At 58.3% G+C, this 18,668-nt stretch carries 12 protein-coding genes and 1 pseudogene; 5 read left to right on the top strand and 8 right to left on the bottom strand.

Features of this window, described 5'->3' with window-relative positions; translation table 11 throughout:
- The first annotated feature begins 104 nt into the window (after positions 1 to 104).
- The 3 genes from QM600_RS07470 to QM600_RS07460 all read left to right on the top strand — a co-directional run bounded on the left by QM600_RS07470 (position 105) and on the right by QM600_RS07460 (position 4,463).
- A complete protein-coding gene (locus QM600_RS07470) occupies positions 105 to 1,955 on the top strand; it encodes a DUF4012 domain-containing protein (RefSeq protein WP_283260827.1) in 1,851 nt (616 codons plus the stop codon).
- Positions 1,956 to 2,259: 304 nt separating this feature from the next.
- Positions 2,260 to 3,600 carry an O-antigen ligase family protein gene (locus tag QM600_RS07465; RefSeq protein ID WP_283260826.1) on the top strand — a complete coding sequence of 447 codons (1,341 nt, stop codon included), beginning with the start codon at positions 2,260 to 2,262 and terminating at the stop codon, positions 3,598 to 3,600.
- Positions 3,597 to 4,463 carry a glycosyltransferase family 2 protein gene (locus QM600_RS07460; RefSeq protein WP_283260825.1) on the top strand — a complete coding sequence of 289 codons (867 nt, stop codon included), beginning with the start codon at positions 3,597 to 3,599 and terminating at the stop codon, positions 4,461 to 4,463. Before QM600_RS07465 ends, QM600_RS07460 begins: the two co-directional genes overlap by 4 nt.
- A 107-nt stretch (positions 4,464 to 4,570) precedes the next feature.
- On the opposite strand, the pseudogene QM600_RS07455 reads toward QM600_RS07460, so the two are convergent.
- The 8 genes and pseudogenes from QM600_RS07455 to QM600_RS07415 all read right to left on the bottom strand — a co-directional run bounded on the left by QM600_RS07455 (position 4,571) and on the right by QM600_RS07415 (position 14,779).
- Positions 4,571 to 5,955 (bottom strand): annotated as a pseudogene (locus tag QM600_RS07455) (IS1380 family transposase).
- Between the two features lie 133 nt (positions 5,956 to 6,088).
- Entirely contained in the window at positions 6,089 to 7,555 is a 1,467-nt protein-coding gene (locus tag QM600_RS07450; protein ID WP_283260824.1) for a lipopolysaccharide biosynthesis protein, read from the bottom strand.
- Positions 7,552 to 8,607 carry a polysaccharide pyruvyl transferase family protein gene (locus tag QM600_RS07445; RefSeq protein WP_283260823.1) on the bottom strand — a complete coding sequence of 352 codons (1,056 nt, stop codon included), beginning with the start codon at positions 8,605 to 8,607 and terminating at the stop codon, positions 7,552 to 7,554. The genes QM600_RS07450 and QM600_RS07445 overlap by 4 nt, the downstream gene beginning before the upstream one ends.
- On the bottom strand, positions 8,604 to 9,695 hold the full coding sequence (locus QM600_RS07440) for a polysaccharide pyruvyl transferase family protein (protein ID WP_283260822.1): 1,092 nt from the start codon (positions 9,693 to 9,695) through the stop codon (positions 8,604 to 8,606). The genes QM600_RS07445 and QM600_RS07440 overlap by 4 nt, the downstream gene beginning before the upstream one ends.
- A complete protein-coding gene (locus QM600_RS07435; RefSeq protein WP_283260821.1) occupies positions 9,692 to 10,723 on the bottom strand; it encodes a glycosyltransferase family 4 protein in 1,032 nt (343 codons plus the stop codon). Before QM600_RS07435 ends, QM600_RS07440 begins: the two co-directional genes overlap by 4 nt.
- Positions 10,720 to 11,613, bottom strand: coding sequence for a glycosyltransferase (locus tag QM600_RS29785; protein ID WP_502942907.1), 894 nt, complete (start codon positions 11,611 to 11,613; stop codon positions 10,720 to 10,722). Before QM600_RS29785 ends, QM600_RS07435 begins: the two co-directional genes overlap by 4 nt.
- Positions 11,614 to 11,868: 255 nt before the next feature.
- A complete protein-coding gene (locus QM600_RS07420) occupies positions 11,869 to 13,188 on the bottom strand; it encodes a UDP-glucose dehydrogenase family protein (RefSeq protein WP_283260820.1) in 1,320 nt (439 codons plus the stop codon).
- A 127-nt stretch (positions 13,189 to 13,315) separates the two neighbouring features.
- Entirely contained in the window at positions 13,316 to 14,779 is a 1,464-nt protein-coding gene (locus QM600_RS07415) for a sugar transferase (RefSeq protein WP_283260819.1), read from the bottom strand.
- An 876-nt stretch (positions 14,780 to 15,655) separates the two neighbouring features.
- Here QM600_RS07415 and QM600_RS07410 point away from each other — a divergent pair.
- Both QM600_RS07410 and QM600_RS07405 read left to right on the top strand, forming a co-directional pair.
- Entirely contained in the window at positions 15,656 to 17,125 is a 1,470-nt protein-coding gene (locus QM600_RS07410; RefSeq protein WP_283260818.1) for a hypothetical protein, read from the top strand.
- On the top strand, positions 17,119 to 18,573 hold the full coding sequence (locus QM600_RS07405) for a glycosyltransferase (RefSeq protein WP_283260817.1): 1,455 nt from the start codon (positions 17,119 to 17,121) through the stop codon (positions 18,571 to 18,573). Before QM600_RS07410 ends, QM600_RS07405 begins: the two co-directional genes overlap by 7 nt.
- The last annotated feature ends 95 nt before the right edge of the window (positions 18,574 to 18,668 follow it).

The raw sequence follows: 18,668 nt of genomic DNA, 5'->3' as shown, positions 1-18,668 counted from the left end.
GCCAAAGTGAACGTTACTGCGCGATGTACGTTTCCACCACCTTGGGAAGGCCTTGACGCACCGCGGTAGCCTCTCACCACCCCGAATTTCAGGAGTGTTTCGAAATGCCAAGCCCCACACCGGGACCAAAGTCCCGTGACGAATCTGAACGAGCGGAATCGGCGCCCACAGCGAACACAAGGGTGCGCAAAAAACGCCGCGTCAAGACGTCCAATCGCCGGCGCAATATCGCGGCCGGATTGGGCATATCAGCCCTGGTCGTCACTGCTTTTTCAGTATGGTTGGGCTACACCGCGTTCGAGGTGAAAAGCAATCTCGAATCGGCTCGCGATCATGCTCAATCCACCAAGAAGGCACTGCTCTCCGGGGATACGGAGGGAGCGGAGCGCTCTGCATCTGACGCTGACAAGTATGCGACCTTGGCATATTCGGGCACTAGTTCAATTTCATGGAATATCGCTTCAGCAATACCGATTATCGGTAGTCCTTTCGAGGCAACGAAGCAGATGACAAACGTTGTTCACGGCTTGGCACAGGACGTTCTCATCCCGGCTGTTGATGCCGGAACCGCTCTTGCCCCAAATGAATTGATACAGCCTGGCGGCCGTGTCGCTCTCGGGCCCTTGCGGGATGCGACACGTGTTCTCGAGCAAACAGCGGGCGCCGCAGAACAATTGGCAGTTCAGGCAAAGGCCGTGCCGGAAGCCGGTTTCATCGGAGCAGTGAATGCTGCCCGCACCTCGCTTGTAGACCAAACCGCTGAGCTGACAAATCTCCTTGACAATACTGCTCTTGCTTCACGCCTGGCTCCGGCAATGCTCGGGGTAGACGGACCACGCAACTACTTCATCGGGTTCCAAACCAACGCCGAGGCTCGAGGTACAGGCGGACTGCTGGGCGGCTACGGCATTGTCCGGGTCAACGACGGAACTGCCAGCGTTGATACGTTGGGCCGCAACACCGAATTGGGAGTGGACAACCGACCAATTGACCTTGGTCCCGACTTTGCCAATCTCTACGGACCCAGCCGACCGACTACCGACTTTCGCAACAGCAACCTCAGTTCTCACTTCCCCTACGCCGCAAAAATCTGGCAATCCCTATGGATGCAGGAATCGAATGGCGAGGTGGTTGACGGAGCCATCGCGATCGACCCGATTGCACTGAGCTACGTGCTCAAGGTCGTGGGACCCATCACAATGCCGGACGGCGAGGCGGTTTCCGCTGACAACGTCGTAGAACTCACCGAGTCGACCGCGTATACGCGTTTCGCCGAGAACAACAACGCACGCAAGCAGTACCTGCAGACAATGGCTGCGTTGGTCGTAGAGAAGATGACAGGCAACATCCGCGCTCCCGGTGCACTTCTCGACGCCGTCGGACGTGGCGTATCCGAGGGCCGCATCGCAGTCTGGAGCTCACATCCCGAGGAGCAGGAAGCGCTTGCCTCAACACCTTTGGGGCATACGGTACCTACAGACGAGGCACCTTACGCGGGTGTGGTGATCAACAATCAGGCCGGCAACAAGCTCGACTACTACCTGACACGTTCTATTCACTACGCCGCCGAGAGTTGCGATACGAATACCCGGAGCTCGACAGTCACCCTCACACTCACCAATAACGCTCCCTCAGCGGATCTTCCGGATTATGTGGACGGCATAGTTGCAAATCCTATGAACCTTCCGCACGGCACGAACGTAGCTGCCGTTTCCTTGCTCACGACGCAGGGTTCGAAACTGGACAGCGTTTCGATCGGTGGAAAGCCCTCATTCGCACGGGGCGGAAACGAGTTGGGGAGACCAGTTTTCATGGTGCTGGCTCAGGTTCCACAGGGAGAAACTGTGGATGTCGTCTTCCACCTCACCGAACCCACTGTCGCAGGTGAAGTGCGCGTGCCGGTGCAGCCGTTAGTGGACAACCCCACGGTGACAATTGACGCTCCGACCTGCTAGCGCGAATTACCCATATCAGAGGTGCAAGCGATAAGAGCAAGGTCGCGACAGCTGCTATTAGACTGCAACATCGACGGCTGCGACGACACAATTACCATGACGACGGATTTCGAACATTGGAGAGCAGGCCTCCCTTGACCTCCCTGCTACTTGATCTCCTGACTGGAAATCAATGCTAATTCCATGCACCATCGCGTTACCCCGCGCGGCCTCGAAACGTTAAGGAAGTGATACCGGGTTACACTCCAATCATCGAATGTCAGACCAACGCCCTCACTCATCGAAAACGGAACGGCAGTCCAGGATGCCCACTCAGGTTACGCCTGTTAAGACAGATATTTCGCTAGCGGGAAAAATCGGTGCAGCGTCATGGATCGGCATCGCTGCGATTTTGCCTATTTATCGGTTAATCATGACTGACATGAGCGCACTGCTTCCATACGTGGTGCTTGCCCTGCTGGTGGCATGCACATTGCTGGGCCAGGTTCGCACTCCGATAAACCTCGCATTGTGGATTCTCATGATTCTAACGATTCCAATGGCTGCCGCAGTATCCGGCACCAGCACTTCGGTTATCGCGAGTTCTTACGTCGGTGTCAAGTTGGCGCTGTTCGTCGGCCTGACGCCGTTCGTCCTGCGACACTTCATCGTTACTGACAAAAACTTTCTGCGTCGTGCGCTGACCGCCTTTGTCGGTGTCCAATCGCTCTCTGCCGCGGCTGGCTTGGTTCAGCTCACCGGCGTTAACATAGTCGGTCGCAGCGCCAACAGTGGACGGGCCAATGGACTCGCAGTTCATCCGAACGTCCTTGGCATCATGTGCACGCTCGCGATGCTCATCTGCATTGCAGCGCTGACGCACCATTTAGGCCGAACTCGACTTCTGTTGTGCTGCCTTATCCTACTCAACGCTGCAGCATTGGTCGCAACCGGCAGTTTGAGTTCGATGCTCGCTGCGGCCGCGGGCCTGTGCGTACTTTTAGTATGCATGCGAGTTACAGCAAAGGCCGTGATTTTGCTTGTCGCGGGCGCAACGGTCGCATTATTCGGCCTCACGTTGTTCGGCTATGACACGAATGTGTTGACGGGGAGCGTCGAGGAGCGTGTGAATGTCGTGACTGGGGCGTCCAATGACGGTGTCGCTTCCCTGAGCATTCGTCAGGCGACTTACGATTTCGCATGGCAATACATTAAATCCGACCCGCTAATCGGGGTGGGAATGAACTCCACCAACGAGGGCACGTTCGACGGAAAGACCGTCGTGCACAACTACCTTCTCCATGGGTGGTACCAAGGCGGAATCCTGTTGATTGCTGTTTTCGTGGCCCTCACAGTCGCGATGACCGTACTCGTCTTACGCTGTATCGCAACCGGTAGCAATTCAGTTGCTGCAGCCACGATTACCGCGATGTTGACCTTTGCGGCGACCTCCGCATTCTACGACCAGCAGCAATATTGGTTGCCTATTTTGGTTGCTGTGGCGACCGTAAATCCGGTCCGAAAAGTTGACCCCCGGCCTCACGGCGAGCGAACCCATCCCGCTATTGGATACACCCCTCGTCCGGGCGGCCGGGTGGCACCAACCATTCCGCGACCCGTTGCACATGTTCATACCCCCAGCCCAGTTCAGGAGACTTCAGCATGACCATCGAGCAACTCAGCGTCGTGATTCCAGCATACCGAGCTGGTGGCACCATTACGCGTGCTGTCGAATCTGCGCGCAACGCCGGTGCGGCACATGTCATCGTGGTGGACGACGGTTCCGATGATGACACTGCTCTGCAGGCGGAGACTGCCGGCGCCGTCGTGTATAGACAGACCAATGCGGGTGCATCGCTGGCACGGGTGCTGGGCGCAAAACACGTAACCACCGACTACATCATCTTCCTGGATGCTGACGATGAGCTGATTCCCGAGGGCGTGAGTGCTTCGGTCCGTCGATTGGAAGAAAATCCAGGCCTCGTAGTCGCGGCCGGTACAGTCATCGGTGTGGGTACCGATGGCAATGAGCGCCCATTTCCAGTCCGGTTCGATCCCGTCAACACCGAAACCTTGCTAACAGTCGGGCACGGCCCGTGGCCACCATGCGCTGCAGTTGTTCGCCGCTCGGCGTACGAGCGGACACCCGAACTCGATCCGCCGCCGCTTGCACCTCGCTATGCCGAAGACTACGAGTTGCTGATTCGCCTATCACTCAGCGGTGCAATCGATGTACGAGACCAACCAACCTGCCGCTACAGCCTCGCCGGCGGCAAGTCGGTCAACTCAGCACGCTCGGCGATCGAAGCCAAGGAACAACTCAGAAGCTATTATGCGCAGTTCCTGAACATCGATATCGTGCTGATGAGTGAACGCAGATTGGCGATGGCGGCAAGGGCTCGTCGAGCTCGTGCGCATTGGTCATCCGGCGAAAAGTCTGAGGCCGCCACCCAGATGATCAAATGGGTCGCCACCGATCCATCGTATGCACTCCGCAAGCTTGCGAGCAAGCCCTGGAAGCGCAATTAACCTCGATCATTCATGAGAGGTCGCTGCGTGTGCAGTCGGGATGCTGCCGAATTCCACTTCTCCGGAGTCGTGTTCTTTCCTCTCGTGCCAACAAAATTCACCGTGATTTAGGTCGGTGCCGACAACGCCTCCAGCCTGGCCAACGCTGCCGTGATCAGTCCGGACCACGGTGCCCGCTCCGATAGGCGCAGGCGTGTTTTCCGAGCATGGCGGGCGATGCGCCCGGCGATCGAAAACACGCGCAGCCGCAGTCGTTTCAGTTCCCACCGGCGAGCGTCACTGCTGGTCAATGCCAGCATTTGCATCCACGTGGTCAGCTCGAAAGCGAGAGCGACGATCGCCAACCAGATCTCATTCTGCGAAAATCCGTGCAACGGCAGGTGCGCCAAGCCGGTGTCCTTGGCGGTTCGGATGTGGTCTTCGCAACGGGCCCGGCGGCGATGTCGTAGCTCCAATGTTTGAGGCTCCCGACAGAAGTGTTGGTCACGAACACGGTCAGTTGCAGACCATTTCGGTCGGTGAAGCGCAGTTGAGCGCCGGGATGAGGTGGTTCATTACACACGATGAGCCGCATCCCCGCAGGCCATCCCGACAACTGGACGAGTCCGGTCAGTTCCGCGACCCAGGCGCCGTCGCGGATGTAACCGCTCGGATCGAGTGCCGGTATCCACATGTCGGAGGGTATTTCCTCGACTGCTTCGGCCATCGCATCGGTCGCGGTGAAGCCGACCGAATACGACAACTCGCGGGCGGTCAAATATTGGAGGAAGGCGTGGGTGCCGCCGGCGCCGCCGGTGCGGATCAGCATTTTCTTTCCGACCCGCACCACTGGCTCGGAACGGCAACTGTGCCAATGCTTGCCTGGTCACAGCGATGTGGTCGGCGGCGGTGTTGGATCCGGCGTTTCCGGGGCGTAGCAGGAAACGCAAGGGTTCGCCGGTGCCGTGTTCGCCGTGGTCTACGAAAGCCAACAGTGGATGGAAACTTCAAGCCCCGCTTGAAGTTCGGCGCAGTGCGTTCCTTCTCTGAATGGGAGGTGACGAGGGTGGCGTGGAGGTCGACAATCAGTGGTCGCTGCGCATCGATGTGGTGGTCAGGTGCATGAATTCCGGCGTGCGACCACGCCGTTCTTCGGGCTGCGGCGCGGGCGGAGTTGATCGCGGACAATGCGGCCGGTCCGTCTGCTGCGAGACCTGCGATCAGCCGGGATACCGTCGCATCAGATGTGACGGGGCCGAACACGGCGGGTTGTTCACGCAGGGTCGTGATGTCTACGAGGCAGTCACTACCGACGGAGAGGGAGAGTGCGAGATCGAGAATGATCTTGCCCGGGTCGTGGTGGGCGGTGGGTTTGCGCCACGGCGACAAAGCTGTGGTCAGGCCGGTTTTTTTCGGCAGTGCGGATCAGGGTGATGGCTCCGCCGTGCGACACGAGAGCGTTGCCGGTGGTGTCGATGGAGAGTTTTGGGTAGCAGGAAGTAGACTTGTACACCTGAAAGGTGATCCTTCCGTTCGGATGAATACGGGCCTCAATAATCCGCATTCTTCCAGGTCGGGTCGCCTTTCTTTATGTCCGACTCAGGGTTTCGAAGCGCTCACCGTGAAAGCGCGAGGTTACTCAATATTCAACGCCGAGCCATTTTTGCGCACGTAATCAAAGTTCGAAAGACTTCGCGGCCATATGCGGTACATGTTCTCAACAAAATGAGGTAGATCCCCAAGAAGCAAACTCCTACAAGAATTGAGACAACGCCGGAGGGTATAAAAAAGTTTGCAGCTAATCCGATAATTAGCGCGGGTGCCGCAAATAGTCCAACTTGCTTGCCACCGGCAATAAACAATTCACGCACCGGAGTTTCAGTCACTTTTCCGCACCACCAGTACGACACGATCCAGTGCACGAAATATCCGACAGTGTGTCCGACCGCAACGCCTGTCGGTCCCCATGGAAGACCCGAGAGCATTGCAGCCACAATGAGTGGCTGAGTCACCAGATAGAACTTGAATTGCGCAATGGACTTACCCTTGGCGAGAAACATCCAGAACGTTATTTGATTCAAGGCTCGGAAAATGCCGCCGATCGCCAGTACTTGAAAGACTGGAACCATCGCGGCCCAATTGGCTCCGAACACGACATGCACCATCGGATCGGCAAGGCCTGCCAAGATCCCGTAGGCCAAGCCAAGTACCACCCCCCCGAGTAACTGTCCGGATTGCAGGTATCGCAGGTACCTGGCGGTGTCGTCGGCGACCCTTGTCAAAACTGGCACTGCAACTCGTGTCAGAGGGGCTGAGATCTGATTGATCGGCATCATCAGCAGTTGGTAGGCTCGACTATAGATTCCGAGAGGTTCTGCGCCCCAAACGATACCGATTGCCATGTTGTCAGCATTCTTCGTCACGTACGCAACGGACTGCGTGCCGAAGAGACCGATGCCGAAGGACATGAGTTGGCGGATCGAGGCCGACCGGTCGGGCAACCCGGGTCGCCACCGAGCAAGCGCGACAGCCAGAATCAGTCCAGCGATGGCAGTTGCAAGTTGTTGAATCACGAGCACCCAAAATGTGCGTTCCCATGCGGCGTATAGGAGTGCGGCAATGAGCCCGACGACAATGGGCACGGTATCGACCACTGCCAGAGCTCCGAACCGAAGCCGTCTGGCGAGTTCCGCACGGAACTGTGTCGAGACACCGCCGAGAACGAACACGATCGAGATCGACTGCATGATCGGCACCAACAATGGTTCGCCAAAGATCGACGCCAGCACGGGTGCGACCAACAACGCGATGCCGGTGAGCGCTGCTCCTAGTGCGGTGTTGATCCAAAAGAGATTCGATTGCTGACCTCGCGTCAAATGCTCTTCGCGGGACGCGGCAGTAGATAATCCAAAGTCTCGGAACAGCTCTCCAAGCGCGACGACGCTCGCAATGATCGCCATCAATCCGAAGTCACGTGGCGCCAGGACACGCGCAAGAATCACTGTAGAAGCCAGCAAAACTACGATCCGGACCATCTGACCGAGCATGGTCGCGGAAGCGCCGCGTACCGCGGTGCGCCCAAGAGCTGAATCCTTGGCGTCGACAGCTATCATCCCAACGCCAAATCATCTATTAGCATGCATAATTCGTGCCGAGCAACTGTGATGCGGTCACCCAACTGGATGAGGAGATCGTCTAGTTGGCTGCGGTTCAAGATCGGCAGTGAATCCGGGGTTTTCCCTTCGTACCGTCCGACCCAATCCATTCCGACCGCGTCGAAGTGAGATGCCACTTTCCCCCTCGACGATTCGACCCATCCCAGGGGTACAGCGCCCTCACTGGCTGCGAAGATCAGCGCATGCAGTCGGTCGCTCACTACGACCGCACTACGCGAGTAGACGTCTCGGACGGTGGATTCTTGTTCGGAGTGCTGGTCCACAAACCAGGCTGTGTACTCCGCCGGCGCATGCCTGTCAGACAGTTCCTGAGCTAGCAGGTAGTCGCGACCTACTTGCACCACCACTGTTGGCGTCAAGTCAAGTTCGACGGCCAATTTGTCAAACCAGGTCAGCCACTCGACGGTAGGTTTGGCACGATCCCCGCGGAGTAGCAGGGTGATCAGTGGCCGCTCCGCTATCGGCCTCCAGTCCTCGGTCGGTGTACCCAGTCCGAACGCCCAGTCGGGCATGAGTTTGCGTTCGCCCAACACCAGGCAGGACGATGCTTCCCGAACCCGCACAACGTTGCAGATGGATGCAACGATGCGATACGGGACAGCAAACCCGTTGTTGCTGAGCGGATTCGGAACGGCGGCGCCGTACCATAATCCCCCGCCTCCGCGGAGTCGGCATATCAGAATAAGTGGGGTGAGCGTGGCCATACGCAGAGCACCTCTCCGCGACACGGGCACTTCCCCTGCATTGACCGCGACCTCAGTCTTCGAGTACGCAGCACGCAGCAGTGCACTGACGTACCACCGGAAATAGCTACCTGAATGGCTGTCCCCGATCTGTAATCCCAGCCCACTGATGAAGCCTGCCGATGCTCGTCCTCGCCAGATCACCAGTGCACCGCGGCGACGCAGAGCGTTGAGATAGCCACGACGCAGCGCCGAGTCACCTAAATTATCGTCCTGCCCTGTCGCCCATACGAATACCGTGCTCACAGCAGCACCTCACGGTCGAGGAGACTCGAATCCGGTATGCCGGCGCGACGTCTCAAGTCTTCGACAAGAGCTTGTCGAGCAGTCGGTGAGGTCTGCAGGGCAGCATCGACTCGATCGAGGTACTTGCGCTGCTCGTTATCGTCTTCGATCAAGGCATTCATCTGACGAAAGACCCGAGCCGGTTCGAACTTGTTGACGTTATGTACATATTCCTCCAGACCGAGGTCTTGGAAAGCCCCGAAACCCTTGCGCTCGTATGCAAGATGAATGACGAGATGACCTGCACGCAAAGCCATCAGCGCAGCGTGGAGTCGAACAGCAACCACGATCCGACGAGGAGCATCGACAGGCGGTGTCATCAGGCCTTCGCGCGAGACGATATCGCGGGCACCGAGGGATCGCATGGCGTCGATATCGTTATTGCCACCTGTGGTGCTTTGTACGTAACCGTCGAACTGTCCGACTTGCCGTGCGAAATCGATGACAAGCGGACTGACTCGTCCGCGGACTGCCCGGACCGAAATGACGGGGACGCAGTCAACCTTGCTGCCTGTGCGCTCGAGCGGGCGCGCTGACAGAATAGCCAGGTCACTTGCCCGAACAGCTCCGGTTGTCCCGTATTGACTCGACGTACGATCATCACGAACGTAGAACGAATCGATCTTCTTCATTCTGGCGGCAATGGCCTTCGCTGCGAATCGGCCCGCTGGTCCGACGCTTTGCGGGAGATAGACGGTGGGCGTCGAAGTTCGCGAGGCCGCCCATAACTGTGGCCCGTGAATGAGAAGTGTCTTGAGCATTTCTATTGGATATCCGGCACGCAGGTAGCCGCCCCCTACTCCGATCACGACATCGAACTGATCAAGTGAACGAAGCAATCCGATATATGCACGTCGGTATCCGGTCCTACAGATGCTCGAGTCGACAATCCTCGCATCGAGTTCGGAAAACGTCTCAGGGTGCGATGCAGCAACTGTGATCGCAGAGTTCTCTCCCAGCGCGTCTCGGACGAGAGAGATCGTTTCGTGCACGAGCAAGCCGTCGCCGGCATTGTCCGCACTGTAACCGTGGAGAATCAGGACATTCATCGGTCGCTTACCTTCTTGTATATTGCCAGATGCGCCTGAACACTTGCGTCCCAGTTGAATCTCGACGCCCATGCCCGGCCTTCCGAGAGCGAAGTGGTACGCCATGCCATGTCCTCGATCGCTACAGTGATACCTTGCGCGATTCCCTCCTCGTCAAGGGAATCCAAAATTCGTGCAGGACCAGCCACTTCTCGCAGCGCGCCTTCGTTCGAGGTGAGCACAGGCGCTCCAGCGGCCATCGCTTCGAGGACGGGGAACCCGAAACCCTCGTATCTGCTGGGGAATACAAACATCGCACATTGCTGCATCAGCGCAACGCGGTCGTCGTCGGTGACGAAGCCGAGGTAGATCACGTCCGGGCTGTCAGCGATAGCCGCCATCGACGCATCGTAGTTCCACGCAGGTTTGCCGGCGATCACCAACGGTAGTCCGAGGTCTCGCACACACCCGTAGCGCATAGCTGCGATCAGTGCGGTGAGGTTCTTCCTGGGCTCGATGTTGCCGATGTAAAGGAGGTACTGATCCGGTAACCGTGCTGCGATGCCTGGCGAAAGTACGGTCGGTCGAGTGAACGAGTCATGCTCGATACCGTGGTGAATGACGTCGATGCGGTCACGTGGAATGTCGAAAACTTCACTGATGTCCTCAGCACTGGACTCCGACACGGTGATCACTGCGTCAGTCGATTCGATCGCGCGATTCACCCGCGTTCGCCAGACCTTCTCCTGGATCGGGTTGCGGACACCTTCGATCCATCGACTCGCGATGCCGTGAACTGTGACTACCGAAGGCGTTCGGGTTCGCACAAGTGGACCGGTGTCCGCAACATAGTGCAGCACTTCGTTTTTCGACCCTCGACGCATGGCTTGTCGTGTTTCGGCTGCCATCGTGAGCACAGCATGGTCCGAATAGGCCATCGGATCGACTGCGACATCGCGCGCGCGCAGACCGTCTGCCAGTGCCCTGGCGTAGGTCGTGTTGCCGCCTACGTGTCGCTCGAGAATTCGGCCGGGCATGAGAATCTTCATCTGGCGTTCCCGTAGAGCGCTTCGAGTGCTCGATTCTGTACAAGTGGCGAGTGGATCTCGACGGACTCGGAGGTGGCCTTGCGGACACCCTCGCGAAAATCCAGGTCTGCAAAGAACCGGTCAACAGCGCAGGCTGCCGCATCCGGGCAGTCTTCGATGAGAGGGAATCCGAGACCTTCGAGTTCGGCAATACCGCGGGCAAGGACAGGAGTCCCGACGGCCGCGGCTTCGAGCAGAGTAACGGGCGCCCCTTCCCACCTCGCAGAATGCAGGTAGAGGTCGGCGCGGGCCAGGTGTTGGCGCACTTGCGCATTGGGCAACCAGCCGGTGACAGTAACACCTGCCTGTTCGAGATCACTCCTCATGACCGCATCTCCATCGCCCACCCAGGTCCAGCGCACATTCGACCGTGCCGCACGTGCCGCCGATGCGTAGAAGCCAGGATCCTTCTGAGCCGAGATACGCCCGACCATCACCACTTCACGCGTGGTCTCGTCGAGCCTGGCGTGACGTCGGTCCACCGCTTGCGTTTGAACAACGTTCGGTAGGTACGCCACCTCAGTCGACGGTCCCGCCAGACGAGCAGCAGAGGCTGCCTCGTACGGGCTGATCGCGGCAATGGTCTGAGGCCGTCTACTGAGAATCGCTTCCGTGGCAAGGTATGCCGACCGAGCCAGCGGGCCGCAATCACTCCTCAGAAATGCGTACGCATGCGGCGTGTATACGACCTTTGCATCGGCGAACCGGAAGATCCGTAGCAGTCCTGCGAAGCTCGAGTGCAGATGAATAACCCGTGGCCTAGATTTCCTTATGAATTCGCGTGATTGAAGAAGAAAGGTCAGGACGGACCCCTCGAGCTCGACTATGTCGACCGAAGTATCGTCGGCCACGTCGTGCCCGGATCGGGCTCGTACCAGCAAACGATGTGTCAGATCCGGCGAGCTGTCGATGTACCGCGATATGGCCGACTGAATTCCACCTCCGTACGCTTCCGAGATGTGAAGGACATCAACTCTCGGCACTGTCGATCCCGAATTCCTCTGTGACACTGCAATACTCCCGGGTTGGTGTGCAACGAATTCAATAGGCTTGGGCCAGAGCCTGGCGCGCCCTGCTCCGCACAATCGCCGGCCATGTTCGTCCTGTCACGGCCGACCCAAACCGCGATACGACCACCCGCCCGCACGCCATTGTTCGGGATTCAAACAGTTTCGTCCGTCGATCAACTTCTTCTGTCGTACAACGGAATTGAGTGCAGCCGGCTTGAGTGCCTTGAACTCTTTCCACTCAGTCAGCACCAGCACCACGTCCGCGCCCTCACATGCTTCCAGGGCCGAAGTGCTGTACGTGAGAGTGGGAAACAAAGCACGTGAGTTCTCCATTGCCTTGGGGTCGTAGACATTCACCGCTGCACCCTGGAGCTGAATCTGTCCCGCTACATTCAGTGCGGGCGAATCCCGTACGTCGTCGGAATCAGGCTTGAACGCGGCACCTAACACCGCAACTCGCGCGCCCAGCAGCGAACCGCACGCTTCCCTCGCCAGTTCCACCATGCGTGTACGACGGCGCATGTTGATGTTGTCGACCTCTCGCAGGAAGGTCAGCGCCTGATCAGCACCGAGCTCACCAGCACGAGCCATGAATGCCCGAATGTCCTTGGGCAGGCAGCCACCACCGAAACCGATTCCGGCATTGAGGAACTTACGTCCGATGCGCTCGTCGTGGCCGATCGCATCGGCGAGTACCGTCACGTCGGCACCTGACGCTTCACACACTTCGGCGATGGCATTGATGAACGAAATCTTTGTCGCCAGGAATGCGTTTGCCGAAGCCTTCACCAATTCAGCAGTCGCCAGGTCGGTAACAACGAACGGGATCTTCTCCTCGAGCAACGCTGCATAGACTTCGCGCGCCAGATCTTCGGCCCGTCCTGGTCGCGCGCGGTCCACGCCGAGGACCAGTCGATCCGGATGCAATGTGTCTTTGACTGCGTAGCCCTCGCGGAGAAACTCCGGATTCCACGCAACCTCGACATCGTCGCCCGCCGGTGCCAGTTCGCGCGCAATTGATCCGAGACGCTCAGCTGTGCCGACGGGCACCGTTGACTTCCCGAAAATGACTGCGGGCTTGGTCAGCAAGGGTGCCAAGGTCTCGACTACCGCATCCACATATTTCATGTCCGCGGCGAACTCGCCCTTCTTCTGCGGCGTGCCGACGCCGAGAAAGTGCACCTCCGCGAACTCGGCGGCCTCCGCGTAGGACGATGTGAAGCGCAGACGGCCTGCAGCGATATTGCGTTGCAGAACATCTTCGAGCCCCGGCTCCCAGAATGGAACCTCGCCGGCCTCGAGCTTCATCAGCTTCGACTCGTCAACATCGACTCCGAGTACCTCATGACCCAACTCGGCCATACATGCCGCGTGCGTGGCCCCCAGATAACCAGTACCGAAGACGGTGATTCGCATGGTCTAGCCGTTCCTTTACACTCAGCCGACAGAATGTGTGGGCAATAGATTTCTTGAACAGTGATCTCAGTAGCGCAAAGAGATACGAACTGCAGGTGAATGGGTGCGAGTCATTGCTACCTCGCGGTCAGTACGCGCCGTCACTCCCGACGACAGCTTTCAAGGTCTTGGCCACGATCAGCACATCGCCCATCATCGACCAGTTGTCGACGTAGGAAAGGTCAAGTCGCACAGTCTCTTCCCAGGAAAGATCAGATCGACCACTCACCTGCCAGAGCCCCGTGATTCCGGGCTTGACCAGCAGACGCCGCTTTACTGTTCCGTCGTAGGCTTCTACCTCACGGCGCAACGGCGGCCGCGGGCCGACCACACTCATCTCGCGGCGGAGAACATTGACGAACTGTGGCAGCTCGTCAATGGAGTACCGGCGGATAATCTTGCCCACCTTGGTTACTCGGGGGTCTTCACGCATCTTGAACAATACGCCGGCACCCTCGTTGTTCTTCATCAGTGCGTCGACATGCTCGTCCGCATTTTGAACCATCGACCGGAACTTGAGCATGGGGAACGGCTGCCCGTCGAGACCCATGCGTTCGGACTTGTAGAAGACGGGTCCCTTGCTGGTTGCCTTGACCGCAATCGCCGTGGCGAGCAGAACGGGACTGATGGCAATCAGAATGAGCGAGGCAAAGAGAAAATCGAACGACGTCTTCGCGAAGCGTTGAGCGCCGTGATAGCGCGGCCGCTCTACGTGAATGAGCGGTAGGCCTGCAACCGGCCGCATCGAGAGACGGGGTCCGGCGACGTCCAGGATGCTTGGTGCGACAACAAGATCCACGTCCTTGGTCTCAAGGTCCCAGGCAAGCTTCCGCATGCCGTCACACCCGAGACGTTCCGTCGCGGTTACGGCGACAGTATCTGCATGGACAAGATCGAGGGCACCGATGACATCGTGCTCGCCACCGAGGATCGGGATCTCACGACCGCCGACTGTGATGACTTTGTCCTTGGCCCCGATATGACCGGGGACGCACACTCCGACAACCCGGAATCCGTCGACGGTTCCGCGTTCGAAGTTCTCCGCCAAATTCAGGACTGCACTGCGGCTTCCGACTACGAGCACCGAAGTCTGGCATTCGCCGTAAGTGCGCCTGCGCGCAATCATCCTTCGGCCTGCCCAGCGACTGATCATGAGGGCAGCCAGGCCGAGAGGGAAGGCGAACGCCAAGTAGAGGCGTGCGATATCGAGTTGAAGCAGAAGGCTCACAATTGCGATCAGACCGAAAAGTCTTACGGTCGCAATGAATATGCGACGGTATTCCTCGGGACCACTGCCGATCACTCGAATCGAGCGAGTCCGGAAGATTCCGAGAGACGCCAACCACATTCCGGCGAGCACCAGGGATACACCGGTGTAACTGAGGTGGCCGAGCACTCCCGACGTCATCGAGGTGGCGTCACCACCGAACCTGAACCATTGAGCAAGGAACACTGCGGCAAGAACGATCGCCACGTCACCGAAGACCAACCGGCGTCGGTACACCGCCTCCCACTGACTTCGAGGCGCCGAATCGTGAGTCGTATCCGGCACCGCTCGAGGTCGCCTGTGCTCAGAATTCAAGGTGGATACGTCGAGTGCCGTCACGAGATCAGTCCCTTCTTCATTATGGACCCAGGAGTTGAGGGCGACTCGTAGCGATCTAGCCCCCTGTGCACACTCGTTACAGAATGGAGCAAATTGTTCGCATCCTGTACTCGCCAAGAGAATTCAGACCGATCGAGTCGCATGTGCAAGTCGAATGAGCTTCATTTCAGCACTGTCTCCGCACAGGATCAAACGCAGTGATCGTGCAGTTCAGACCCGTCGAGGGTTCTTTCGCCGCAAAGTTGAGGGCATCCACACTTTGTCAGACTTGTCCAGCCGTAACAGATCGGCTGAAAGCTCAACTAACCGATCAAATTAGGGCAAGTCGGGCAATTTTTCCGTTAATCGTGTCTACAGCCCCGCATCGACGGGACGTTACCGACAGGTAATAGATAGCTGGATTCGATTCGTTACCCCCAAATCTGCAGCACAAGAGGCAGTCTGGCAAAGTAACTGTGCCACAGCATTTTTCGCAGGACGGCGCCCGGGCCAAGCGGGGACCTACGTCCTACGCAGGGAATTTGGTCCTGGAACCCGCAACTCGAGGGCGAATAGCGCTCAGACGCTTCGCAATACAGCACACGCCAGCAACTCGGGATTGGTCAATCGTCCAGTACGTCGCCGAAAAGGGGCCGAAAAAGTTTTCTCGCTGTCCCAACATGTGGAACGAACTAGGTTTGGTTCAGCGCCAGGGCAGGTCGGACTGCACGGCGAACCACTCGACATGAAGTAGGGTCGGAAGGTCCGATCGGTATCGAGTGCGCAAAATCCGAGTTCGATCGGAACCGAGTGTGATCGGACGAGTTCGAACGGAATATAATCTTGAAGATTCGCGATGTCCGCAGTAGGTCGGGAATCGTTCCTCGACTCGCAGTTCGTTGGCTGATGATCGCAGCTGCTACCGTTTTCGCTTTCTGGCCCACCTGGAACTACTTGTGGCAAAGCACCGTCAACGGCACGGCGATCGGATACGTCTTCGTCCTGCCATTGCTGTGCTTGATTGCCGCAGTCGGCATCGATCTACGACGCGGCCCTGAACTTCCGATCCATGATCGCGAAACCGACAAGATAGTCGGCGGCATCGGATTGATCGTGGCTATCGGCATGCAAGCGTTGTTGATGCCACGGTTCGCGGCCAACTACGAACTGATGCATATCGACGTCCTCGCTGCCTGGATCTTCGTGTGGGCTTCAGCCGTTCTCATGTTCGGTCTCAGACCGGTCAATCGATACTGGGTGATCTGGATAGTCCCGATGATCCTCGCTCCGCTGAACTACCGAACGCTGGCAACGGAACTCGGCGGCACCCGGTTCGACTACAGCATCATCATGGTGCTGGTCGCGTCGGCCGCAACCACCATTGCCGTCAGCCGAACCTGGCGACGCGGATTCATCGGATTCATTGCTTCCACCATATTGGGCACCACGTTGGTGTACTACCTCATTCGCGCCTACCCGACTGCGCCACTCTTTGCCGTGCAACTCCTTCCCGCCGTAGGCAGCGCCCTCCTCGTCGGTGGACTGTTCTACTTCTACGAGCGTCGGGGGCAGTCCTGGAAGCCTTTCGACCGGCCGCTGCGCAAACCGTCCACTGCTACGAGCAACTGGACCATCCTCGTAGTGTTCGGCGCCGCAATACTTCTGTTCCTCACTCCCCTGCCTGCCGGCAACTCCGCTCCCGTCGCGGTCGGGCCACCCCCGACCAGCATCGACCCCCGGTTGATTGTCCCCGCTGGTTGGCATCAGACGTCTACCAGCGAATATGACTGGCCCAAAAGGTATTTCGGTTCCACCTCCGTTTTGACCAGGCAAACAATCGAGGCCGATACACCCGATCCCTCGTGGGATTCCCAAATGCGGCCTCGCACGGTGCAGATCGACGTTGTCCAGGTTCGTCGGCCGGCCACGCTCGCGGTGTATCCGAGCAACGCGACGTACGACTTGCAGAACGCGCGCGTAAGTCCCACTGTCAAGGTTGATCTCGGCCGTGGAGTCGTAGCCGAGATGTACACCATCGTCGACGACGCTCTGCTTCTCACCTGGAGCAATCTGAGTTTCGTCTGGACTCGTGGCGACAACGCAGCTCAACGCGTCAGCCTCATTACCGTCGACAATCACGAACCCGATGCATACTTCCCCGAACCGAAGCCTTCGATGGCCTCCAACGCTGCCAACACGCTGGCAGTCTTGTTGCGTGGTCGGACTGCAACGGAGGACAACGAATCGCAGTACAAGGATCTCGGCATGCTCGAAGCCGTCGGCCGACTGATCGTGGAGGGTCAGAAATGGTAAACCCTGACGCGCTCGAGGGCGAAGACACAACGTCGGACTCGTTTCGGGATGCAGCGTTGCACGACGCCGTCAACGGGCTCCGTGAACGCAAGCCGATTTCGTCGGCATCCGTGGCTTTTTATCCGTGGCAACGTAATACGCTCCTGATTGCCTTACTGATCACCGTTCTGTGCCTTGTCTTCTTCCTCCAACCGACACTCATCGCTCTGACCGTGATGTGCACCGTCGGCTACGTGTGGACCATGGCGGACCGGCTACTGCTCTTCACGCGTGGCCTCGACGCATCGTCGATCGTGACGATCAGCGACGAGCGGGCACTCGCATTGACCGATGACGAACTACCGACCTACACAATTCTCGTCCCGGCGTACGACGAACCCGCTGTGGTCGGCGATCTCATCGCTGCGATGCGTGCGATCGATTATCCGGCCGAGAAGTTGCAAGTGCTGCTGCTCCTCGAAGCGGACGACACGATCACCATCGAGGCCGCCGAGAAGGCCGGCGTAGACAAAGTGGTGAGCATCCTGAAGGTTCCGGCTGCTGATCCCCGAACGAAGCCGAAAGCTTGCAACTACGGACTGCATTTCTCGACCGGCGAGATCATCACGATCTATGACGCCGAGGATTCTCCTGACCCGCTACAGTTGCGCCGCGTGGTCGCGACGTTTGCCGACCTGCCACCGAACACTGCCTGTGTGCAAGCAAAGCTTGCGTTTCACAACGGTAACCAGAACCTGTTGACGGCGTGGTTCACCGCCGATTACGCGCTGTGGTTCAACTTCATCCTGCCCGGACTGATGCGCAGCAATTCTCCGATTCCGCTGGGCGGAACCTCCAACCATCTACGCCGTGAAGTGCTCGACGAGATCGGTGCGTGGGACCCGTTCAACGTGACGGAGGACGCCGATCTCGGTGTGCGTATCGCCGAGAGCGGGTACCGAACCGCTGTCCTGAACTCGACGACGCTGGAAGAAGCGAACAGCGACACCATCAACTGGATCCGTCAGCGTTCACGGTGGTACAAGGGTTATCTGCAGACTTGGCTCGTCCACATGCGGCGTCCGGTGGAGCTCTGGCGTGGCCTCGGTCCGGTCGGCTTTCTGCGCTTCACACTGCTGATGGCGGGAACGCCGGTGGTTGCGACGTTGAACATGGTGTTCTGGCTCGTAAGTCTGGGGTGGATTCTGGGGCAACCCGGAGTCATCCAGGAGGTCTTTCCTGCTTACGTGTACTTCCCGGCGTTGGCGTCCCTCGTCTTCGGCAATGCTGCGGTGCTGTACATGAATTTGGTCGCGTGCCGCGAGACCCGAAATGCCAACCTGCTGATCGCGTGCCTTACTGCGCCCCTCTATTGGGTTCTGATGAGCATCGCCGCGATCAAGGGCACCTACCAGTTGATTCGTAATCCCTCGTACTGGGAAAAGACGTTCCATGGACTCAGCGGCTGACGAACTGCACTCCCGTGCCCGCGCATCGAACTACTTCAGTTGCCGATGTGTCGTAACTGTGACAATGCGCAGAACATCCAAAAAAGATTGCTAAA

Origin of the sequence: Rhodococcus sp. IEGM 1379, from assembly GCF_030056815.1 — a bacterium.
Classification (GTDB): Bacteria; Actinomycetota; Actinomycetes; order Mycobacteriales; family Mycobacteriaceae; genus Rhodococcus_F.
The sequence above is the reverse complement of the archived record's forward strand: the minus strand, read 5'-3'. Positions and strand labels throughout refer to the sequence as shown.

Excerpts from the sequence above, each read along its gene's own strand:
- QM600_RS07470 (WP_283260827.1), top strand. The coding sequence starts at position 105 with ATGCCAAGCCCCACACCGGGACCAAAGTCCCGTGACGAATCTGAACGA.
- QM600_RS07465 (WP_283260826.1), top strand. The coding sequence starts at position 2,260 with ATGCCCACTCAGGTTACGCCTGTTAAGACAGATATTTCGCTAGCGGGA.
- QM600_RS07460 (WP_283260825.1), top strand. The coding sequence starts at position 3,597 with ATGACCATCGAGCAACTCAGCGTCGTGATTCCAGCATACCGAGCTGGT.
- QM600_RS07450 (WP_283260824.1), bottom strand. The coding sequence starts at position 7,555 with ATGATAGCTGTCGACGCCAAGGATTCAGCTCTTGGGCGCACCGCGGTA.
- QM600_RS07440 (WP_283260822.1), bottom strand. The coding sequence starts at position 9,695 with ATGAATGTCCTGATTCTCCACGGTTACAGTGCGGACAATGCCGGCGAC.
- QM600_RS07435 (WP_283260821.1), bottom strand. The coding sequence starts at position 10,723 with ATGAAGATTCTCATGCCCGGCCGAATTCTCGAGCGACACGTAGGCGGC.
- QM600_RS07420 (WP_283260820.1), bottom strand. The coding sequence starts at position 13,188 with ATGCGAATCACCGTCTTCGGTACTGGTTATCTGGGGGCCACGCACGCG.
- QM600_RS07405 (WP_283260817.1), top strand. The coding sequence starts at position 17,119 with ATGGTAAACCCTGACGCGCTCGAGGGCGAAGACACAACGTCGGACTCG.